Source organism: Stutzerimonas stutzeri KOS6 (assembly GCF_000307775.2).
GTDB lineage: Bacteria > Pseudomonadota > Gammaproteobacteria > Pseudomonadales > Pseudomonadaceae > Stutzerimonas > Stutzerimonas stutzeri_B.
Genome location: NZ_KK020676.1, coordinates 1,498,017 through 1,517,359, shown reverse-complemented (window position 1 = coordinate 1,517,359; position 19,343 = coordinate 1,498,017). Strand labels below are relative to the sequence as shown.

General features: G+C 68.0%; 22 protein-coding genes. 10 read left to right on the top strand and 12 right to left on the bottom strand.

Going from position 1 to position 19,343, the window contains the following annotated elements; all coding sequences use genetic code 11:
• Positions 1-88: 88 nt before the first annotated feature.
• The 9 genes from ubiE to B597_RS34995 all read left to right on the top strand — a co-directional run bounded on the left by ubiE (position 89) and on the right by B597_RS34995 (position 6,124).
• A complete protein-coding gene (gene ubiE / locus B597_RS35035; RefSeq protein WP_003297262.1) occupies positions 89-859 on the top strand; it encodes a bifunctional demethylmenaquinone methyltransferase/2-methoxy-6-polyprenyl-1,4-benzoquinol methylase UbiE in 771 nt (256 codons plus the stop codon).
• A complete protein-coding gene (locus tag B597_RS35030) occupies positions 859-1,482 on the top strand; it encodes a ubiquinone biosynthesis accessory factor UbiJ (protein ID WP_003297260.1) in 624 nt (207 codons plus the stop codon). Before ubiE ends, B597_RS35030 begins: the two co-directional genes overlap by 1 nt.
• Positions 1,479-3,089: a ubiquinone biosynthesis regulatory protein kinase UbiB gene (gene ubiB / locus B597_RS35025; protein ID WP_003297258.1), complete on the top strand. Its 1,611-nt coding sequence runs from the start codon at positions 1,479-1,481 to the stop codon at positions 3,087-3,089. Before B597_RS35030 ends, ubiB begins: the two co-directional genes overlap by 4 nt.
• A 49-nt stretch (positions 3,090-3,138) precedes the next feature.
• Positions 3,139-3,534, top strand: coding sequence for a phosphoribosyl-AMP cyclohydrolase (gene hisI, locus B597_RS35020; protein ID WP_003297256.1), 396 nt, complete (start codon positions 3,139-3,141; stop codon positions 3,532-3,534).
• Complete coding sequence (locus B597_RS35015) at positions 3,527-3,859, top strand: phosphoribosyl-ATP diphosphatase (protein WP_003297253.1); 333 nt, start codon at positions 3,527-3,529, stop codon at positions 3,857-3,859. Before hisI ends, B597_RS35015 begins: the two co-directional genes overlap by 8 nt.
• A 20-nt stretch (positions 3,860-3,879) precedes the next feature.
• Positions 3,880-4,110, top strand: a complete 231-nt coding sequence (tatA, locus tag B597_RS35010) for a twin-arginine translocase TatA/TatE family subunit (protein WP_003297252.1) — start codon at positions 3,880-3,882, stop codon at positions 4,108-4,110.
• Between the two features lie 75 nt (positions 4,111-4,185).
• On the top strand, positions 4,186-4,620 hold the full coding sequence (gene tatB / locus B597_RS35005; protein ID WP_003297251.1) for a Sec-independent protein translocase protein TatB: 435 nt from the start codon (positions 4,186-4,188) through the stop codon (positions 4,618-4,620).
• On the top strand, positions 4,617-5,420 hold the full coding sequence (gene tatC / locus B597_RS35000) for a twin-arginine translocase subunit TatC (protein WP_003297249.1): 804 nt from the start codon (positions 4,617-4,619) through the stop codon (positions 5,418-5,420). The genes tatB and tatC overlap by 4 nt, the downstream gene beginning before the upstream one ends.
• Positions 5,417-6,124, top strand: coding sequence for a 16S rRNA (uracil(1498)-N(3))-methyltransferase (locus B597_RS34995; RefSeq protein ID WP_003297248.1), 708 nt, complete (start codon positions 5,417-5,419; stop codon positions 6,122-6,124). Before tatC ends, B597_RS34995 begins: the two co-directional genes overlap by 4 nt.
• A 119-nt stretch (positions 6,125-6,243) precedes the next feature.
• Here B597_RS34995 and B597_RS34990 read toward each other — a convergent pair whose 3' ends face one another.
• From B597_RS34990 to B597_RS34940, 12 genes are read right to left on the bottom strand one after another with little or no spacing between them, the layout of a single operon-like run.
• Positions 6,244-6,915: a hypothetical protein gene (locus B597_RS34990; protein ID WP_024162053.1), complete on the bottom strand. Its 672-nt coding sequence runs from the start codon at positions 6,913-6,915 to the stop codon at positions 6,244-6,246.
• Positions 6,912-7,349, bottom strand: a complete 438-nt coding sequence (gspM, locus tag B597_RS46060) for a type II secretion system protein GspM (protein WP_003297245.1) — start codon at positions 7,347-7,349, stop codon at positions 6,912-6,914. The genes B597_RS34990 and gspM overlap by 4 nt, the downstream gene beginning before the upstream one ends.
• Positions 7,346-8,476, bottom strand: a complete 1,131-nt coding sequence (locus B597_RS34985) for a GspL/Epsl periplasmic domain-containing protein (RefSeq protein ID WP_003297243.1) — start codon at positions 8,474-8,476, stop codon at positions 7,346-7,348. The genes gspM and B597_RS34985 overlap by 4 nt, the downstream gene beginning before the upstream one ends.
• 14 nt (positions 8,477-8,490) lie before the next feature.
• Complete coding sequence (locus tag B597_RS34980; RefSeq protein WP_003297241.1) at positions 8,491-9,078, bottom strand: PulJ/GspJ family protein; 588 nt, start codon at positions 9,076-9,078, stop codon at positions 8,491-8,493.
• Complete coding sequence (locus B597_RS34975) at positions 9,075-9,431, bottom strand: type II secretion system protein (RefSeq protein ID WP_003297240.1); 357 nt, start codon at positions 9,429-9,431, stop codon at positions 9,075-9,077. The genes B597_RS34980 and B597_RS34975 overlap by 4 nt, the downstream gene beginning before the upstream one ends.
• 5 nt (positions 9,432-9,436) lie before the next feature.
• On the bottom strand, positions 9,437-9,901 hold the full coding sequence (locus tag B597_RS34970; RefSeq protein WP_024162050.1) for a prepilin-type N-terminal cleavage/methylation domain-containing protein: 465 nt from the start codon (positions 9,899-9,901) through the stop codon (positions 9,437-9,439).
• A gap of 2 nt (positions 9,902-9,903) precedes the next feature.
• On the bottom strand, positions 9,904-10,347 hold the full coding sequence (gene gspG, locus B597_RS34965) for a type II secretion system major pseudopilin GspG (protein ID WP_024162049.1): 444 nt from the start codon (positions 10,345-10,347) through the stop codon (positions 9,904-9,906).
• Between the two features lie 12 nt (positions 10,348-10,359).
• Positions 10,360-11,562, bottom strand: a complete 1,203-nt coding sequence (gene gspF, locus B597_RS34960) for a type II secretion system inner membrane protein GspF (protein WP_024162048.1) — start codon at positions 11,560-11,562, stop codon at positions 10,360-10,362.
• An 11-nt stretch (positions 11,563-11,573) separates the two neighbouring features.
• Positions 11,574-13,022, bottom strand: coding sequence for a GspE/PulE family protein (locus tag B597_RS34955; protein ID WP_024162047.1), 1,449 nt, complete (start codon positions 13,020-13,022; stop codon positions 11,574-11,576).
• A gap of 5 nt (positions 13,023-13,027) precedes the next feature.
• On the bottom strand, positions 13,028-14,980 hold the full coding sequence (gene gspD, locus B597_RS34950; protein WP_031323453.1) for a type II secretion system secretin GspD: 1,953 nt from the start codon (positions 14,978-14,980) through the stop codon (positions 13,028-13,030).
• Between the two features lie 4 nt (positions 14,981-14,984).
• Entirely contained in the window at positions 14,985-15,419 is a 435-nt protein-coding gene (locus B597_RS34945) for a pilus assembly protein PilZ (protein WP_024162046.1), read from the bottom strand.
• On the bottom strand, positions 15,416-17,050 hold the full coding sequence (locus tag B597_RS34940) for a bifunctional UDP-sugar hydrolase/5'-nucleotidase (RefSeq protein ID WP_024162045.1): 1,635 nt from the start codon (positions 17,048-17,050) through the stop codon (positions 15,416-15,418). The genes B597_RS34945 and B597_RS34940 overlap by 4 nt, the downstream gene beginning before the upstream one ends.
• Positions 17,051-17,250: 200 nt before the next feature.
• Between B597_RS34940 and B597_RS34935 the strand changes: the two genes are divergently transcribed.
• Entirely contained in the window at positions 17,251-19,299 is a 2,049-nt protein-coding gene (locus B597_RS34935) for a PhoX family protein (RefSeq protein ID WP_024162044.1), read from the top strand.
• The last annotated feature ends 44 nt before the right edge of the window (positions 19,300-19,343 follow it).

Below are 19,343 nucleotides of genomic sequence, written 5' to 3'. Positions count from 1 at the left end.
TCCTGCTTTTTACTTGTAGCTTGCGGCTTGAAGCTTGTGGCTGCTTTTGGGTTTAGAATGCGCGGCACATTCTCCCGGTGACAGTGACATGACCGATCCCCGCAAAGAGCGTGACGCAGAACCGACCACCCATTTCGGCTACAAGAACGTGCCGGAGAGCCAGAAGGCGCAGAAGGTAGCCGAGGTGTTCCACTCCGTGGCCGCCAAGTACGACCTGATGAACGACCTGATGTCGGGGGGCATCCATCGGCTTTGGAAACGCTTCACCATCGAGCTGTCCGGCGTTCGCCACGGCAATCGCGTGCTGGATATCGCTGGCGGTACCGGTGACCTGACCCGGCAGTTCTCGCGCATCGTCGGCCCCACCGGCGAGGTGGTGCTGGCCGACATCAACGCCTCGATGCTCAAGGTCGGCCGCGACAAGCTGCTGGACAAGGGCGTGGCCGGCAACGTCAGGTTCGTCCAGGCCGATGCCGAGAAGCTGCCCTTCCCGGACAATCACTTCGACGTGGTCACCATCGCCTTCGGCCTGCGCAACGTCACCCACAAGGAAGACGCCATCGCTTCCATGCTGCGCGTGCTCAAGCCGGGCGGCCGTCTGCTGGTACTGGAATTCTCCAAGCCGACCAACCAGCTGTTTTCCAAGGCCTACGACGCCTACTCGTTCAGCCTGCTGCCGATGATGGGCAAGCTGATCACCAACGACGCCGAGAGCTATCGCTACCTGGCCGAGTCGATCCGCATGCACCCGGATCAGGAAACCCTCAAGGGCATGATGGAGAGCGCCGGTTTCGAGCGCGTCAGCTATCACAACATGACTGGCGGCATCGTCGCCCTGCATCGCGGCATCAAACCCTGATGCTGCGCACTGCCCTGCTGGCCGGCGCCGAGCGCGGCATCAATCGCCTCCTGCGCCTGGACCCCTCGGCATTGCCGCGACTGGCGCGCCTGAGCGGCCGGGTCATCGAGATCGATTGCACGGCGCCGGCCTGGCGGCTGTTCATCCTTGCCGACGACGAGGGCCTGCGCCTGGCCGGTGACTGGGGCAGCGACGCCGACTGCCGCCTGCGCGCGCCGGCGAGCAGCCTGCTGCGCCTGGCTGGCAGCCGCAACAAGACCGCCGTGCTGCATGGCGCCGAGGTCGAGATCGACGGGGACAGCGCCCTGCTGATGAACCTGGCGGAAGTTCTGCAGGATCTGGAACTCGACTGGGCCTACGAAATTTCCCGCTGGTTCGGCCCGGTCGGCGCGCAGCTGGTCGATTCGAGCCTGCGCAATCCGCTGGGCTGGCTACGCGATAGCGCCGGCTCGCTGCGCCAGGATCTGGCCGACTACCTCAGCGAGGAATCCCGTGCACTGGTCGGCCAGGCCGAAGCCCAGGCGCGTTTCGACGAGCTGGATGACATGAAACTTGCCCTCGACCGACTCGAAGCGCGCGTCGAGCGCCTCGCCCTCAACCTGAATCCAGATCGCCCCGAATGAAGCTGTTCGCCGCCGCACGCCGCCTGTTTCGCATCCTGCTGGTGGTGATCCGCTACCGCCTCGATGACATCATTCTCGACCTGCCGATGCCCTGGTGGTTGCGCGGCACCAGCTATCTGCTGCCCTGGCGCTGGGTTCCGCGCCGGCGCAGCGAGCTGTCGCGTGGCGCACGCCTGCGTCTGGCGCTGGAGGGGCTGGGACCGATCTTCATCAAGTTCGGCCAGATCCTCTCCACCCGTCGCGACCTGCTGCCGCCGGATATCGCCGAAGAGCTGGCGATGCTGCAGGACCGCGTGCCGCCTTTCGATTCAGCCGTCGCCACGGCGCTGATCGAGCGCCAGCTGGGCGCTCCGGTGGGAGAAATCTTCGCCCGCTTCGACAGCAAGCCGCTGGCCTCCGCCTCGGTGGCCCAGGTGCACGCGGCCAAACTGCGTTCCGGCGAGGAGGTAGTGGTCAAGGTGGTGCGCCCGAATCTGCGGCCGATCATCGGCCAGGACCTGGCCTGGCTGTTCATGCTGGCCAATACCGCCGAGCGCATCTCCATCGATGCCCGCCGCCTGCACCTGGTGGAAGTGGTCGACGACTACGCCAAGACCATCTACGACGAGCTCGATCTACTGCGCGAAGCGGCCAACGCCAGCCAGCTCAAGCGCAACTTCGAAGGCTCCGCGCTGCTCTACGTGCCGCAGGTCTACTGGGACTATTGCCGCCCCCAGGTGCTGGTCATGGAACGCATCTACGGCGTACCGGTGACCGACATGGCCGGGCTGGCACGGCAGAACACCGACATGCGCCAGCTGGCCGAGCGCGGCGTGGAGATCTTCTTCACCCAGGTGTTCCGCGACAGCTTCTTCCATGCCGACATGCACCCCGGCAACATCTTCGTCAGCACGCACCAGCCCTGGAGCCCGCAGTACATCGCGGTGGACTTCGGTATCGTCGGTAGCCTCACGCCGGAGGATCAGGACTACCTGGCGCGCAACCTGATGGCCTTCTTCAAGCGTGACTACCGCAAGGTCGCCCAGCTGCACATCGACTCGGGCTGGGTGCCGGCGGAAACCAAGGTCAACGAATTCGAGGCGGCGATCCGCACCGTCTGCGAGCCGATCTTCGAGAAGCCGCTGAAGGACATCTCCTTCGGCCAGCTGCTGGTGCGCCTGTTCCAGGTGGCGCGGCGCTTCAACATGGAAGTGCAGCCACAGCTGGTATTGCTGCAGAAGACCCTGCTCAACATCGAAGGCCTCGGTCGCGAGCTGTACCCGGACCTTGACCTCTGGAGCACTGGGCAGCCGTACCTTGAGCGCTGGATGCGCGAGCGCATGAGCCCCAAGCAGTTGATCAAGAACGTGCACGCGCAGATCGAGCAATTGCCCCACCTGGCGCACATGACCCGCGAATTGCTGGAGCGCATGTCACACCCCCACGCGAACAATCCGCCGCCGCCATGGCATGAACGCCACCAGGGCTGGCCGCTACGTCTGACCGGTGCGCTGTTGCTGGGCAGCGGCGCCACGCTGGCAGCCAGCGCAGAGAACCTTGTCGCGATCACCGCCTGGCCGGCATGGGTCATGCTGCTGGCCGGCATCTACATCGTGGTGCGCCGATAGCCATCGCCCGTGCGGGCTGGCACACTTGGCGCATTGAGCGGAGAATCCGATGAACTGGCTGGACGAAATCAACTGGAATGCCGACGGCCTGGTCCCGGCGATCGCCCAGGACTACAGGACCGGCCGCGTACTGATGATGGCCTGGATGAATCGCGAAGCGCTGTCACTGACCGCGCAGGAGCAACGTGCAATTTATTGGTCACGTTCCCGTGCCAGGCTATGGCGCAAGGGCGAGGAGTCCGGGCATGTGCAGCAGTTGCACGAATTGCGCCTGGACTGTGATGCCGACGTGATCATCCTGATGGTCGAGCAGATCGGCGGCATCGCCTGCCACACCGGGCGGGAAAGCTGCTTCTATCGTGTCTTCGAGAACGGCGCCTGGAAGGTCGTCGAGCCGGTTCTCAAGGACCCGCACGCCATCTATGCGGAGCACAAGCATGAGTGACACCCTGACCCGTCTGGCCGAGGTGCTGGAAGCCCGCAAGGGTGCGGCGCCGGACAGCTCCTACGTCGCCAGCCTGTATCACAAGGGCCTGAACAAGATTCTCGAAAAGGTCGGCGAAGAGTCGGTGGAAACCATTCTCGCTGCCAAGGATGCCGCGCTGAGCGGTGATCCCCGCGACCTGATCTACGAAACCGCCGACCTCTGGTTCCACAGCCTGGTCATGCTGGCCGCGCTCGACCAGCATCCGCAGGCGGTACTGGATGAACTGGACCGGCGTTTCGGTCTCTCCGGACACGCGGAAAAAGCCGCGCGTCCGCAAACCTGATTCACATCGGAGAAATCACCATGGGTTTTGGCGGCATCAGCATTTGGCAACTCCTGATCATCCTGCTCATCGTCATCATGCTGTTCGGCACCAAGCGCCTCAAAGGCCTGGGCTCCGATCTCGGCGATGCGATCAAGGGCTTCCGCAAGTCCATGGGCACCGAAGAGGAGAAGCCCGGCGTCGAAGACAAGCAGAACCACACCATCGACGCGCAGGCGCGCAAGGTCGAAGAACCGACCAAGAAAGACTAGGCATACGTTCGATGCGGACACGCGGACGAAGCCTCGCCGCGCGACCGCTTTCCCTTTTGATGTGAGCACGTCCTGATGTTCGATATCGGTTTCACCGAACTGCTGCTGGTCGGCCTGGTGGCGCTGCTGGTGCTCGGCCCGGAACGCCTGCCGGGTGCGGTACGCACCACCGGCCTGTGGATCGGCCGGCTGAAGCGCAGCTTCAGCAACATCAAGGCCGAGGTCGAGCGCGAGATCGGTGCCGACGAGATCCGTCGGCAACTGCACAACGAGCGCATCCTCGACCTCGAGCGGGAGATGAAGCAAAGCATCATGCCGCCCGCATCGCCCAGCGGTACCAGCGGCAGCGATGCGTCCGCCGCCAGCGAAAGCACAGGCTCACCGCCGCCTGCCGCGGTAAGTTCCAGCACCAGTGTGGACAACGGCACCATCGCCGCATCGCCTGCGCAAACGACGCGCAGCGTCGAGCCGGCGCCCACTCCCCGCCCCGACAGATCGCCCGAGCCATGAACCAGCCTTTCATCAATGATCAGGAAATGCCGCTGGTCGCCCACCTGACCGAGCTGCGCAGGCGTCTGTTGCGCTGCGTGACCGCCATCGGCCTGCTGTTCGGCGGCCTGTTCTACTTCTCCCAGCAGATCTACGCACTGGTCGCCGCACCACTGCGTGCCTATCTGCCGGAAGGCGCGACGATGATCGCCACCGGTGTCGCCTCGCCGTTCCTGACGCCGTTCAAGTTGACGCTGATGGTCGCGCTGTTCCTCTCGATGCCGATCATCCTCCACCAGATCTGGGGCTTCATCGCCCCAGGGCTGTACAAGCACGAGAAGCGCATCGCCGTACCGCTGCTGGTATCGAGCATCTTCCTGTTCTACGGCGGCATGGCCTTCGCCTACTTCGTGGTGTTTCCGATCATGTTCGGCTTCTTCGCCAGCGTGACACCGGAAGGCGTGGCGATGATGACCGACATCGGCCAGTACCTGGATTTCGTCCTCACGCTGTTCTTCGCCTTCGGCGTGGCGTTCGAAATCCCGGTGGCAACCTTTCTGCTGATCTGGGTCGGCATCGTCGATGTCGCGACCCTGCGCAAGAGCCGCCCCTATGTGATCGTCGGCTGTTTCGCGGTCGGCATGGTACTGACGCCACCGGACGTGTTCTCCCAGTCGCTGCTGGCCGTGCCGATGTGGCTGCTGTTCGAGGCCGGGCTGATCTGCGGAAGCATGGTAAAGCGGCGCGAAGAGTCGTCGAGCGGCGACACCGAGGACGAAACGCCGGATACCGGCGGACAGCCGCCCGCACCCCGTCCGTGAATCTGCTGCTGCTCGAGCCGGCCGACTTCATCGCCGATGACCGTGTGCTGCTGCGTGATCGCCGCCTGACCCACCTGCAGCAGGTGCACCGCGCCGTGGTTGGCGAAAGCCTGAAGGTCGGGCAGCTTGGCGGCGCCATGGGCCATGGTTCGCTACTGCGCATGGCGCCCGACGAGGCCGAGCTTCAGGTCAGCTTCGATCAGCCGCCGCCAGCGAAGCTGCCAGTGACGTTGCTGCTGGCCCTGCCGCGGCCGAAGATGCTGCGCCGAGTCCTGCAGACCGTCGCCGCCATGGGCGTGCCGCGGCTGGTACTGCTCAACAGCTACCGGGTGGAAAAGAGCTTCTGGCAGACCCCCTTCCTCGAACCGGCTGCCATTCGCGAGCAGCTGGTATTAGGACTGGAACAGGCGCGCGATACCGTATTGCCGGAAGTCATCATCGAGAAACGCTTCAAGCCCTTCGTCGAGGACCGCCTGCCGGCCCTGGCCGCCGGCACCCGGGGCCTGCTCGGCCACCCGGGCGACTACCCGGCCTGCCCGCGCGCCATCGACGGGCCGGTGACCCTGGCCATCGGCCCGGAAGGCGGCTGGATTCCCTACGAGGTGGACAAGCTCGCCGCGGCCGGCCTGGCCCCGGTGCAGCTGGGCGAGCGCATCCTGCGGGTGGAAACCGCGGTCAGCGCACTGCTGGCCAGACTGTTCTGATGCGCGGCTTTCGCGGGCAAGAATGAAGGCCGCCGGGGCGGGCCTTGTCCGCGAAAGGCGCGCCGCTGCTGTCCTCACCACTCATCCACCAAAACCACCCGGGGCAACGCGCGTGCGCCCTACCAGTTCGCGGTCGTCTCGAAACGCTGCTGCCCCGGGCCCAAGAGGCCGAACTGACGCAGCAGCACAGCCAGTTCCGCGCCCCCCTCGATCCGCCCGCTCAAGTGCGTCCGCCGCGCCAGCAGATCGGCCTCGGCCTCGAAGTGGTGCTCGCCCTCGCGCGCCAGACTCGCCAGCATCCGTGCACCTTCGCTGCAATCGAGCCGGACCCGTCCCTGCCCCAGCAGCATCACCCAGGGCGAGACCAGCCGCAGTTCCGGCACCTGCAACTGCCCCGTACTGCTCTCGCAGCGCCGCCACTGCCCTTCGACATCCAGCCGCCCCTGCCACTCGCCGTCCACCAGGATCAGTGGCGGCTGCCCATTAAGCGGCCCCTGTTCCTGCAGACTGGCCTGCCAGGCCCAAGGCCAGCCGCGTACGGAAGCCGCCCAGCCACGCTGCTGGAAACCGGCCAGCGCATCGATGCCGGGACGCCACAGCGAGACCTCCCAGGTCACCGGCCCGAACTGGCCGATGCTGCCCATCCGTCCCCGCCACAGGCTGCCGGATACCGCCTGCGGCTCCCAGCCCTCCGGCCAGTCGACGCGCGCCAGCCAGAAAGCGGCAGGCGAGCCCAGCAGCAGAGCCAGGGCGAAGACCAGCACGGCCCAGAACAGGAGAAAGCCCCTCACCGGCCGGCCTCCCCGTCCCCGCGCATCGTCTGCAGCTCGAATACCAGGCCCGCATCGGCCCGCTGCAGGCTCCAGCGGCTAACCTGCCAGCCCTGCCCGGCCACCGCCTGCATCAACCGGTTCAGGTCGCGGGCGTCGGCGATCTGTCCCTGGACCCACCAGCCACCCTCGCGCGCCTCCACACCGGTAAGCAGCACCCGACTGGTCTCGGCGAGCAGGCGCCAGCGCTCGGCGGTCAGCGGCTGCACAGCCGGCAGAGCGGCGGCCGCCACCGCCAGCCGCTGCCAGTGCCGGGCCTCCTGCCATCCGGCCCAGAGCGGACGCGCCAATACATACAGCAGCATCAGCCCAACCAGCACCCAACCGGCAAGCAGCAGCCGCTGGCGGGGCGCCGGAAGCGCCTGCCAGTGATTCCGCATGGCCTCCAATGTCATGTTTCGTCTCCTGCACCCAGATCGAAGCGGGCGCTCAGGGTCTGCGCCTGCACCTCCAGCACGGCTGTCGCGCCAGCGGCCTCACCCAGCCGCTGCCAGGGTTCGGGGCGGCTCAGCGATGAACCATGGCCGGACAGGGTCAACTGCCAGTGGCGACCGTCAAAGCGGCTTTCCCGGACCTGCCAGCCGGGCTCATCCTGCAGCCAGCGACCGACCTGCCCGCTCAGGGTGGCCAGTTGGCGTTGGCGGAACTGCCAGTCGCGGTGCTGACGCTGCATCTGCGCCAGCCGCACCTCGGCCTGGCGCGGCGAGCTCAGCGGCCCGAGTAACTCGCCGAGCCGGGCTTGCCAGAGTTGCCCCTGCCGGTGCTCCTGCCAGGCCAGCAGCACACCCCAGCACAGCGCCAGGCTCGCACACAGCCCGAGCAGTCGACGACCGGCGGGCCAGTCGCGACGCTGACTCGGCCGACGGGAGTCGACCAGGCTGACCAGCCGCGCCGGTAGTCCGGCTGCTGGCACGGGCAGCGGTCCGCCCTCAGTCACCTCTCGATACGCTGGCGCCGGCTCGTTCGGCGGCAGCTCGCCAAGCACCTGTGGCCAGGCGAGCCAGTGATGAACTCCGTCCGCCTCGACGCGCTTGAGACAGGCGTATCCGTTCCCGTTCCAGACCACCGGCTCGCCCGGCGCAGGCTCCGGCAGCAGCTGGAACTCCGACCACCAGGCGCGCGGCTGCAGGCCCCGCGCCGCGCATTCGTTCTGCCAGTGGCTGATCAACGCCCGCTCGACCGCTACCAGCCGCAGATAGCGGTCGCGCCGACCGATACAGGCGATGACGAGCGACTCGACCGGCTGCAACAGGCGCTCCTCCAGTAGCAGCGGCCACTCGTGGCGCTTCAGCCCCGGCGGTGCCGGCAGTTCGAAGTGGCTGCAATAGGGCGCCGGCACCACCAGCGCGCAGGACAGGCCGCGCCACTGATCGGGAACCGGCCAGGCGCCCCGCTCGAGCACCTCGCCGTCCCGCCAGACCAGCCAGTCCCAGGGCCTCGTATGGCCTGGCGGCGCGGGGCGCAGCAACAGCGTGGACGCCGGCGCGCGGCGCCGGCCACCGCCGAAAGGATACCTAGACACAAGTGGCGCTCCGTTCATGGCCGCGTGTCCGGCAGGGCAAAGGTGCAGACATAGGGCTCCCCCTGATGCAGGAATTCGAGCCGCACGCCCCGGTTCGGCAGGGCGGCGACAGTGGATGGATAGGCCAGCCAACGCTGGCCCTGACGAAAGCCGAGGACGACCCGCTCGACGCCCTCGAGCCGCTCGCGTGGTTCCCAACGCGGTGCGCCGGCCGCATAGAGGTCCCCGCTGGCATATAGCACCAGTCGCTGTGCATCCGCCTCGTAGCGCAGCCGCTGGCGCTGCAGCCGGGTCATGCCCTCGACCGGCGGCCAGGCGGCCAAGGCCACCCACTGCAGCTGGGCGGCGTCGGCCCGCCAGTCCAGCCAGCGCACCGGTAGCGGCAGGCGCTGCTCGTAGAGCTGGCGCAGCGTCAGGCCGTCGAAGCGGCTTTCCAGCGCCAGGCAGAACTCCAGCACCTCGGGCCGCTGCACGGCGCCCAGCCGTTCGCGCACGTTCAGCCAGCCGTTGACCAATGCCGCCACCAACACGCCGATCAGCGCGGTGAGCGCCATCGCCACCAGCAGCTCGATCAGGGTCAGGCCCCGTTGCCGCCGCCTCATGGCCGCTGCAGAAACAGGGTGAAATGGCCGATCGGCCGGTTGGCGGAGGCATCGGCATGGATCGCCAACTCGCCCCGTCGCAGGTTGACCACGCCGGTGCCGCCCAGTTGCAGCCGCCAGTGGCACTCGCCGGCGCCCTGGCGCAGGAGCCCCTGGACCCGGTTGCCCTGTGGCCAGTAGCCCTCGACCTCGAAGCGGGCACCGAGCTCGCGCGCGCATAGCGTAGCCAGATGTCGCTCGCGCACCGCCAGATGGGTATCGATACGCTGGCGCAACACGCCATTGACCATCACCGCCAGGGTCGCGGCGATCAGCAGCGCGACCATCACTTCCAGCAGGGTGAAGCCCTGCATGCGCCTCATGGCAGGGCGACGACCCGCAACCCGCCGTCGCTCTGCCAGGTCCAGCGTTCGCCGCCACCCGGCCAGCGCCAGCTCACCTGGACCGGCCGGGCGACGCCGTGCGGGGTGAACACCAGCCAGGGCTCGGCCGAGACGGGCCGGTCCGGCACCAGGTCGGCCGGCCAGGCGGGCAGGCGCAGCGGCTCCACGCGCCACCGCGGGACACCGTCCGCCACGCTCAGGCCGACCCGCTCGGGGCCGCCAGCGCCCCAGCGCAGGCCGAGGATGCGCCCGCCCTGCCGGGCCTGCGCCTGCAGTACCCGCGCCTCGTCGGCCAGCCGCGCGAGCGCCTCGCGCACCGGCGCCTCGCCGGGCGCCAGCCAGGCCACGCTCAGAGCGGTCATCAGACCGATCACCAGCAGCACCAGCAGCAGCTCCAGCAGGGTGAAACCCCGGGCCATGGCAGCCGGACGGGCGGGCATCCTCAGAGGTTCCAGTTGCCGATGTCGGCATCCAGTCCCTCCCCGCCCTCGAGCCCATCGGCACCGAGAGAGAACACGTCGATACGCCCGTACTGACCGGGCGAACGGTACTGGTACGCGGAGCCCCAAGGGTCCACTGGCATGCGCCGGACATAGCCATCGGCACGCCAGGCGCGCGGCAGCGGCTCGCTGGTCGGCTGCTCAATCAGGGCTTTCAGCCCCTGTTCGGAGGTGGGATAGCGCAGGTTCTCCAGCCGGTACAGGTCCAGCGCCTGCTCCAGCGTCGCGATGTCGGCGCGCGCCTTCTGCTGCATGGCCTGGTCCTGATTGCCCATTACGTTGGGCGCGACAATGGCTACCAAGAGGCCGATGATGAAGATCACCACCATGATCTCCATCAGGGTGAAGCCGCGCTGGCGAAAGGTGGACGGGACGTGATTGAGCATGGTTTCGGTCTCCTAGAAATTCAGGCCCTGGTTGAGCTGCATGATCGGCAGCAGCACGGCGAGCACGATGAACAGCACGATGGCCCCCATCAGCAGGATCATCAGTGGCTCGAACAGCGCCAGCGCCATGTCCACCTGGCGGGCAAAGGCGCGCTCCTGGCTGTCGGCCACCCGTTCCAGCATCTCGGCCAGAGTGCCGCTGGCCTCGCCGCTGGCGACCATGTTCAGCAGCAGCGGCGGAAAGTGGCCACTGGCCGACAGCGCCCGGTGCAGGCTGACGCCGCCCTTGACCTGTTCGCGCACCATATCCAGCGCCAGACGGATCTGCCCGTTGCCGACCGTGGCGGTGCCCACCTGCAGCGCTTCCAGCAGCGGCACCCCGCTGCCGGCGAGAATCGCCAGGCTGCGTGACAGCCGGGCGCTGTCGAGCACCGCGAACAGCGTGCCGAGGCGCGGCAGGCGCAGCAGCAGGCGGTCGCGCCGCAGGCGCCAGGTTTCGTGGCGCATCAGGGCGGCACCGAGCAGGCCGCCGGCCGCCAGCAGAACCAGCAGCCAGGGCCCGGCCAGCAGCAGGCCATCGCTGATGGCGATCAGCAGTCGGGTGATCCACGGCAGGCTGCGCCCGACGTGATCGAACTGTTCGGTGAGCCGGGGCACGACGAAGGTCATCAGCCCCACCACCACCACCGTGGACACCAGCAGCAGCACCCCGGGATAGATCAGTGCGGTGCGCGCCTTGTGGCGCTGGCGCTGGACCTGCTCCAGATGGTCGGCCAGGCGCTCCAGCACCGGCGCCAGGCGGCCGGAGCGCTCCCCGGCCTCCACCAGCGCGCAGTACAGGGTGTCGAACGGGCCGCCCTGGCGGCGCAGGCTTTCGGCCAGGCCGTGACCTTCGGCGAGCGAGGCGCCCAGCGCCACCAGCAGCGCGCGCGAGGCCGGATCGCCGAACTGGCGCTCCAGGGTCGACAGAGCCTCGGCCAGGGGAATGCCGGCGCCCAGCAGGGTGGCAAGTTGGCGGGTCAGCTCGCACAGCTGTGCATGACTCAGGCGGCGTCCGCGCGGCGCCTGACGGCCGGCCGGCTGCAGGCTCAGCTGGCGGGCGAGCAGGCCCTGCTCGCGCAGCAACTGGCGGGCGTGTCGCTCGCTGTCGGCCTGGATCAGGTCGCGCGACTGGCGGCCATCAACGTCGAGCGCCTGGTAGCGATAGGTCGGCATCGTCCGGGCTCCTAGCGCTGCACCGCGCGCAACACTTCGGCCAGGCTGGTCTGGCCCAGGCGCAGGCGCTCGATGGCGGCGCCGGCGAGACTCTGGCGCCGCGTCGCCAGATATTCCTCCATCTGCACCTCGCTGGCCCCGGCGTAGAGCAGGCCGATCAGCCCGGCGTCAAGCTCGATGAACTCGTAGAGACCCAGTCGGCCGCGATAGCCGCTATGCCCACAGGCCTCGCAGCCAACCGGCTCGTGCAATTGCGCCAGTGCCTCCATTCCCGCCAGCAGCGCACGTTCGGCCTCCAGCAGCGGGCGCGGCCGGGCGCATTCGCACAGGCGGCGCACCAGGCGCTGGGCCAGCACGCCCTTGAGACTGGAGGCGATCAGGAATGCCTCGACGCCCATGTCGCGCAGGCGGGTCACCGCGCCCACGGCGCTGTTGGTGTGCAGGGTGGACAGCACCAGATGGCCGGTCAGGCTCGCCTGCACCGCGATCTGCGCGGTCTCCACGTCGCGGATCTCGCCGACCATGATCACGTCCGGGTCCTGGCGCAGGATGGCGCGCAGGCCGCTGGCGAAGGTCAGGCCGGCGCGTGGGTTGATCGCGGTCTGGCCGATGCCGGCGATGGCGTACTCCACCGGGTCCTCCACGGTGAGGATATTGCGACTGCCGTCGCTCAGCGCATTGAGTCCGGCGTAGAGCGTGGTGGTCTTGCCCGAGCCAGTGGGCCCGGTGTTGAGGATGATGCCGTTGGGCTGGGTCAGGCAGGCGCGCAGGCGCCGCTCCACCTCCGCCGGCATGCCCAGGTTGGCCAGGTCGAGCAGGCTGGCCTGCTTGTCGAGCACCCGCATCACCACCCGCTCGCCATGAATGCCGGGCAGTGTGGAGACGCGGATGTCCACCTCGCGGCCGCCGGCGCGCAGGCTGATGCGCCCGTCCTGCGGCTGGCGCTTCTCGGCGATGTCCAGCCGCGCCATGACCTTGATCCGCGACACCAGCATGGCCGACAGCGCCCGTGGCGGGGCCAGCACCTCGCGCAACTGGCCATCGACCCGCAGGCGCACCAGCAGTTGCTGTTCGAAGGTCTCGATATGGATGTCGGAGGCCTTCAGCCGCAGCGCCTCGGCCAGCAGGCCGTTGATCAGGCGGATCACCGGCGCCTCGTTCTCGCTCTCCAGCAGGTCCTCGATGCGCGGCAGCTCGCTCATCAGTCCGGCCAGGTCGACCTGCTCGGCGATGCCTTCGATCAGCCCGGCGGTGGCCGACTCGCCGGCCTGGTACAGCCGTCCCAGTTCTCGTTCGAAGGCTGCGGTGTCCAGCCGTTGGCACACGGAGGGTACACCATGCACACGCAGCACCTCCTGCAGTTGGTCCGGATCGGCCGTCTCGCGCAGCAGCAGATGCACACCGTCGGCATCCGGCACCAGGGCGATGCCGCTCTGGCGCGCCAGGCGGTAGGGCAACAGTTCGCTCATGGCGTCAGACCGCCCAGGCGCGCGCGGCTGGCGGGAAACAGGCCGAGCAGTCCACCCTCCTCGGCCAGCGCCGGCAGCCCCAGCGGGCTGACCGCATTGAGGTTGCGATACTTCTCCCCGCTCAGCTGCGAGAGGGTCAGGGCGTCGCGGACGATGCGCGGGCGGATGAACACCATCAGGTTCTGCTTGACCTGACTGCGGGCGCTGGAACGGAACAGCCGGCCAAGTCCAGGGATATCGCTCAGAAGCGGCACACCCTGATTGCTGTCGGCCACCTCGTCGCTGATCAGCCCGCCGAGCACCACCAGGCCGTTGTCCTCGACCATCACCGAGGTCCTGATCTCGCGCTTGTTGGTGATCACGTCGCTGGCCCGGGTGCTGTCGGCCAGCGACGAAACCTCCTGGATGATGTCCAGGCGCACGGTGTTGTCGATGTTGATCTGCGGCTTCAGGCGCAGCTTCACCCCGACTTCCTTGCGCTCGATGGTCTGGTAGGGATTGGCGTTGTTCTGGGTGATCGAGCCGGTGACGAAGGGCACCTCCTGGCCGACCAGGATCGAGGCCTCGGCGTTGTCCAGGGTCACCAGGGTCGGGGTGGACAGCAGGTTGAAGCCGGTCTCGCTCTTGAGTGCGTTGAGCAGGGCGATGAAGTTGATACCGCCGCCCAGATGACCGATGCCGGCGGTGACGCCCTCCATACCCGAGAGCAGCGAGCCGAGCGTGCCGTAGTTGCCGGTGGCCGCCGCCGCGGCCAGGCTGTTGATGCCGACACCGTTGTTGAAGTTGACGCTGCCCGCCGGCAGCTTGCTGTCGGGATCGAGGAACAGCCACTGCACGCCCAGTTCACGGGCACGACTGTCGGAGACCTCGGCGATGATCGCCTCGACCACCACCTGGGCACGGCGGATGTCGAGCCGCTCGATGATCTCGCGGTAGGCGGTCAGCTCGCTGTCGGGGCCCAGCATGACGATGGCGTTGGTGCCTTCCTCGGCCTCCAGGCGCACGCCGTCGCTGGTCACCGCCGGCACCGCTGCGACGCCCTCGGTTACCGGCACGGCACTGTCCTGGCCGAGGCCGCGCAGGACCTTGATCACATCGCCGGCCCGGGCATGGCGCAGATAGACTACCTCGGTGTTGCCGACGTGCTCGCGGGCCACGTCGAGCTGGCCCAGCAGGCGCCTGACCCGGTCGCGGCTGGCCGCGCTGCCGCGCACCAGCAGGGCGTTGCTGCGCGGGTCGGCCACCACCTGGGCGCTGTCCCCGTCCGCCTCCTTGCCCAGCAACTGGCTGACCAGCCGGGCGGTATCACGGGCGCTGGCGTGACGCAGCGGCAGGGTTTCCACCGGCTCGTCGCTGACCTGGTCCAGCTGACGCAGCAGGGCGTCGATCCGCCCGAGATTGCTGCGCCAGTCGGTGACCACCAGCAGGTTCGCCGAGGGATAGGGGGTGACGACCCCGACCCGCGGATCCACCAGGGGCTTGAGGATGTTCAGCAGTTGTTCGCTGGCGGCGTTGCGCACGCTGAACACGCGGGTGGCCATGCCGTCGCTGCCCTGTCCGGGACGCTCGGCCGTCTCCACCGGCACCGGCTCCAGGCGCGCGGCCTGGTCGGGCACGATCTTCACGCTGCCGTCGGGCAGGTCCACTGCGGCATAGCCCTGGGCGCGCAGCTGGGCGAGGAAGATGTCGTAGATCTCCTCGGCGCTGCGCAACTCGATGGTGCGCACCGAGACCTTGCCCTGCACCCGCGGATCGACGATGAAGGTGGTGCCGGTGATGCGCGACACGCTGTCGATGAACTCGGTCAGCTCGGTATCGACGAAGTTGACTTCGTAGCGTTCGGTATCCTCGGCCAGCGGCAGATCCAGCTCCTGCGCCGGCACGGCGAAGCCGATGGTCAGCAGTCCCAGCAGTGCACCACGACAGGCAAACTTCACGACAGCATTCATTCCTTCACCCATGGCGCTTGAGTCCCAGCAATGGCCGCCCCGGCGGCCAGGGCAGGCGTTCGCGCCTGCCGTGATGATCGAAAATCAGCCCGCGCTCGTCGATTCGCTCGAGCACGATCCCGGGCGCCAGCCGCTGGCCCTGGGTCAGGGTGCGCTGGCGCTGGCGATAGCCCAGCACCACCACCGTCGCGCTTAGCGGCTCGGCCCTGAGACCGCCGATCCATTCCAGTTCGAGGGTGGTCAGCGGCAGCTCGTCGAGGCTGACCGGCGCGGCAGCTCCCTGCCAGTGATCGGCCAGCAGGTCGACCGCCGGCGCAGCGGCCGGGGAAGCCGCGGGCAGCGGTGCTGGTGGGTGCCAGAGCGTCAGTACGCACTGGGCCGCCAGCCAGGCCGCCAGCGATACCAGAAGCAGGGAGGCGGGGAACCGCAGGCGCGTCATGCCGCGTCCTCGCGCAGCGGATGCCAGCCGGGATGGCCCTGTACATAGAGCATCTCCGGCAGGGTCAGCTCGGCCAGCTGCCAGTCGGCGGGCCGCTGGCGCAGGAAGGCTTCCAGATGCTGCCAGAGCGGCTGGCCAGCCTCTTCGCCCGGCCCCAGGCCGAAGGTGCGGCACTGCTCGGCCTGCGCCTCGACATCCAGCATGCGCCTGCCGGCGGGACTGTAGGCGATCTGCCACGGCTGGCCGAGCAGACGAGGCAGGTCCCGGCTGTTGTCGAGAATCAGGGGGTCGCCAAACAGTTGCTCGGCCGCATTTTCCAGCACCTGGCCCAGTTGCCGGGTAGGTCTTTCCAGCAGCGGGGCCGGATGACTGCCGGTCAGACTCAGCAGATGTTCGCGGGTGATGGCCTGTCCCTGGCGCAGCGGGCTGTCGTAGCGCAGTCCGGGCAGCAGCACGCTGCCGGCATAGCCTTCGGCCAGGGCCTGGTGGATCAGCCGGTCCCAGCTGCCGCCGCGCACATCGCGGCGCCATAGTGGCTCCGGCGCCCGGGCCAGCGGCTGGTCCAGCCAGCCGGCGTGGCTGGCGCGCTGGGCCTGCAGTTCGCCCTGCAGGTGCGCCGCCCGCTGCCGGCCGGCGGCATCCAGGCGCTCGGCGAACGCCGGATGGAAGTCGGTCTGGAAAACCCAGCCGCGGGCCTCGGCGCGGCAACGGATACGGAAGGTGCCACAGGCGCGACTGCCGGCCAGGAGCAGCGGCACCTGGCGGCCCGAGGCCTGGCGCACCTCGATCGGCTCGGGCCAGAGGTCCTGACCGCGGGCACACAGGACGAGATCCACCTGTGTCAGCCGCTCGGCCAGCCACAGACCCGGCCCGGTGCCGACGTCGGCCAGCGCGATGACCAGGTCGGCCTGCTCGCGCGCCTGGTTCAGCGCCGGCTGCAGGGCGTCGAACCACTGCACCAGGCTACCCATCTGGTCCGCCGCGTAGGGGTCGGTGATGCCGACCACGGCGATACGCGCACCGCCCCGCTCGAACAGCGCCAGCGGCCGGGTGCCGAGCCCTTCGGGCAGGCCGGCACCCAGCACGGGCCGCTCCCACTGTCGGTACAGGCCTGCCGCCTGTGCCGGCCAGAGCACGCGCTCGTCGCTGCTGACGCGCACCTCCGAGCCCAGCAGACGGCTGCCCTGCAGCCCCGACTGGCCCTGGGTAAGATAGGCGAGGCCACTGCCGTTCCAGCACTGGCCGTTTTCCAGGACCAGGCTGTTGCCTTCACCCGCCTCGGCGCGAAGCCGCTCCAGCAGCGCGCCCAGCACGGCATATCCGCCGGTTTCCACGGATGCGAAGGACGCATCAAGGAGGGGAGCCAGCGCGGTGTGACGGGCCAGGGCGATACGCGCGCTCGGCCCGGTGATCCAGGGCGCCTGGCCGATACGGGAGGCCGGGCCCAACCGTGTGCGCGGCACCACTGGCAACCCCGGCTGGCGAGCATCCAGGGTATCGGCGACATACAGCAGGTCCACCGAGGCACCGGATGCCGGCCGCCCGGCCGAGCTGGCGCAGCCGCTCAGCCAGGATGCCGCCATGCCTGCCGACAACCACCCCAGTACCTGACGACGCCCCATTCCTGCCATTGCTTCTCACCCCTGACTGCTCGACTGCGGGGCGATATTGAGACGAAAAGGTGACACTTTCATGTCATCTCGCCTTGTTCCAGAAAGAGCTGAAATTACGACGTCTTAAAACCGTTTTAATAAAACCATCAAGGAATCATCACATTTGGCCACTAGAGTCCGGCCCGGAGTCAAAGCCAACCGCTAAGGAGCAGGAAGACATGAGTCGCGAAACAGGCGATAGCCGTACTTTCAATACCAGCCACAACGAACCCATGGATTCGGTGCTGGACAAATACCTGTCCCGTCGCAGCGTGGTCCGTGGTGGGCTCGGCGCCGCCATCGCCATGATCACCGGGGTCGGTCTGACTGGCTGCTTCGACAGCGATAGCAGCAGTTCCGACAGCGCCAGCCCCACCACCCCCGAACCGACGGAACCGGTGGCGCTCAGCCTGGGCTTCGAGTCGATCCCCGGCTCCAAGACCGACGCCGCGGTCGTCGCCGCCGGCTACACCGCCCGGGTCTTCGCCCCCTGGGGCACGCCGCTGAACAGCCTGGCCAATGCCTGGCAGGACGATGGCAGCAACAGCGCGCAGGACCAGGCCAACGCGGTGGGCATGCACCACGACGGCATGCATTTCTTCCCCATCAACGGCAGCTCCGAGGACGGCCTGCTGGTGATGAACCACGAGTACATCGATCAGAACGCCCTGCATCCGAACGGCGCGACCCTGACCGACGGCGTCCGCCCGGCCGAGGAAGTGCGCAAGGAAATCAACGCCCATGGCGTGAGCGTCCTGCGCATCACCAAGGTGAACGGTCGCTGGCAGGTGATCCAGAACGATCCGCTGAACCGCCGCTTCACCACCGCCAGCGTGATGGATCTGGCCGGCCCGCTGCGTGGCACCGATCACGTCAAGACCCCGTTCTCCCGCAACGGCACCCAGACCCGCGGCACCAACAACAACTGCGGCAACGGCTACACCCCCTGGGGCACCTACCTGACCTGCGAGGAAAACTGGCCGGGCGTGTTCGTCAACACGAGCGGTGCGCTGCCCGAGGACCAGAGCCGGATCGGCATTTCCACCCGCAACGGCAACTACCGCTGGGAAACCGCCGCCGGCGACGCCAGCGAAGTGGACGACGAGTTCGCCCGCTTCGACATCACCCCCCGCGGTGCCAGCGCCCTGGAGGACTACCGCAACGAGGCCAGCGGCTACGGTTACATCGTCGAGATCGACCCCTACGACGCCTCGACCCGTGCGGTCAAGCGCACCGCTCTGGGCCGCTTCCGCCACGAAGGCTGCTGGCCGGGCCTGACCGAGGCCGGCAAGCCGGTAGTGTTCTACATGGGCGACGACGCCCAGCATGAATACCTCTACAAGTTCGTTTCCGCCGCCCTGTGGGACCCGGCCGACGCCAACCCGAGCGATCGCCTGGCCACCGGCGCCAAGTACATGAACGAAGGCACCCTCTACGTGGCCCGCTTCGATGCCGATGGCAGCGGTGTCTGGCTGCCGCTCACCGAGGACAGCCTGACTCAGAGCGGCCGCACCCTCGGCTCGATCTATGGCGACCTGCCCAGCATCATCCTCAACACCCGCGGCGCCGCCGACGCCCTGGGCGCGACGCCGATGGACCGCCCGGAATGGACCACGGTCAACCCGGTCAACGGTGATGTCTACCTGACCCTGACCAACAACTCCAACCGTACCGAGGCCAATGCCGCCAACCCGCGGGTGCCGAACGTCAACGGCCACATCATCCGCTGGCGCGACGCAGACAACCAGACCGACTTCACCTGGGACATCTTCGTCTACGGCTCCGACGCCAATGCCGGTCCCGAGATCAACCGCTCCGGCCTGACCGATCTGAACCAGTTCGCCAGCCCCGATGGCCTGGTGTTCGACAGCCGCGGCATCCTCTGGATCCAGACCGACAACGGCGGCAATGCCGTGGCCAACGCCACCAACGACCAGATGCTGGCGGTGATTCCCTCCACCCTGGTCGATGCCGAAGGCAACCAGGTGCCGGTGAGCGCCGAAAACCAGGGCGACCTGCGTCGCTTCTTCGTCGGCCCCAACGGCTGCGAAGTGACCGGTCTGGCCTTCACGCCGGACAATAAGACCCTGTTCCTGAACATCCAGCACCCGCGTAACTGGCCGTACAGCGAAGACGCCACCGAAGCCGCACCCGCCGGCACCACGGTTCGTCCGCGCGCCTCCACGGTCGTCATCGAGCGGATCGACGGCGGCGAAATCGCCCTCTGACCCCCGATGAAAAAGCCGGCGCCCCAGGCGCCGGCTTTTTTGTG

What these genes read in the sequence shown, in the direction of transcription:
- ubiE (WP_003297262.1), top strand. Translation starts at nt 89, where the DNA reads ATGACCGATCCCCGCAAAGAGCGTGACGCAGAACCGACCACCCATTTC.
- B597_RS35030 (WP_003297260.1), top strand. Translation starts at nt 859, where the DNA reads ATGCTGCGCACTGCCCTGCTGGCCGGCGCCGAGCGCGGCATCAATCGC.
- ubiB (WP_003297258.1), top strand. Translation starts at nt 1,479, where the DNA reads ATGAAGCTGTTCGCCGCCGCACGCCGCCTGTTTCGCATCCTGCTGGTG.
- hisI (WP_003297256.1), top strand. Translation starts at nt 3,139, where the DNA reads ATGAACTGGCTGGACGAAATCAACTGGAATGCCGACGGCCTGGTCCCG.
- B597_RS35015 (WP_003297253.1), top strand. Translation starts at nt 3,527, where the DNA reads ATGAGTGACACCCTGACCCGTCTGGCCGAGGTGCTGGAAGCCCGCAAG.
- tatA (WP_003297252.1), top strand. Translation starts at nt 3,880, where the DNA reads ATGGGTTTTGGCGGCATCAGCATTTGGCAACTCCTGATCATCCTGCTC.
- tatB (WP_003297251.1), top strand. Translation starts at nt 4,186, where the DNA reads ATGTTCGATATCGGTTTCACCGAACTGCTGCTGGTCGGCCTGGTGGCG.
- tatC (WP_003297249.1), top strand. Translation starts at nt 4,617, where the DNA reads ATGAACCAGCCTTTCATCAATGATCAGGAAATGCCGCTGGTCGCCCAC.
- gspM (WP_003297245.1), bottom strand. Translation starts at nt 7,349, where the DNA reads ATGACATTGGAGGCCATGCGGAATCACTGGCAGGCGCTTCCGGCGCCC.
- B597_RS34980 (WP_003297241.1), bottom strand. Translation starts at nt 9,078, where the DNA reads ATGAGGCGGCGGCAACGGGGCCTGACCCTGATCGAGCTGCTGGTGGCG.
- B597_RS34975 (WP_003297240.1), bottom strand. Translation starts at nt 9,431, where the DNA reads ATGCAGGGCTTCACCCTGCTGGAAGTGATGGTCGCGCTGCTGATCGCC.
- B597_RS34970 (WP_024162050.1), bottom strand. Translation starts at nt 9,901, where the DNA reads ATGCCCGCCCGTCCGGCTGCCATGGCCCGGGGTTTCACCCTGCTGGAG.
- gspG (WP_024162049.1), bottom strand. Translation starts at nt 10,347, where the DNA reads ATGCTCAATCACGTCCCGTCCACCTTTCGCCAGCGCGGCTTCACCCTG.
- gspF (WP_024162048.1), bottom strand. Translation starts at nt 11,562, where the DNA reads ATGCCGACCTATCGCTACCAGGCGCTCGACGTTGATGGCCGCCAGTCG.
- gspD (WP_031323453.1), bottom strand. Translation starts at nt 14,980, where the DNA reads ATGAATGCTGTCGTGAAGTTTGCCTGTCGTGGTGCACTGCTGGGACTG.
- B597_RS34945 (WP_024162046.1), bottom strand. Translation starts at nt 15,419, where the DNA reads ATGACGCGCCTGCGGTTCCCCGCCTCCCTGCTTCTGGTATCGCTGGCG.
- B597_RS34940 (WP_024162045.1), bottom strand. Translation starts at nt 17,050, where the DNA reads ATGGCAGGAATGGGGCGTCGTCAGGTACTGGGGTGGTTGTCGGCAGGC.
- B597_RS34935 (WP_024162044.1), top strand. Translation starts at nt 17,251, where the DNA reads ATGAGTCGCGAAACAGGCGATAGCCGTACTTTCAATACCAGCCACAAC.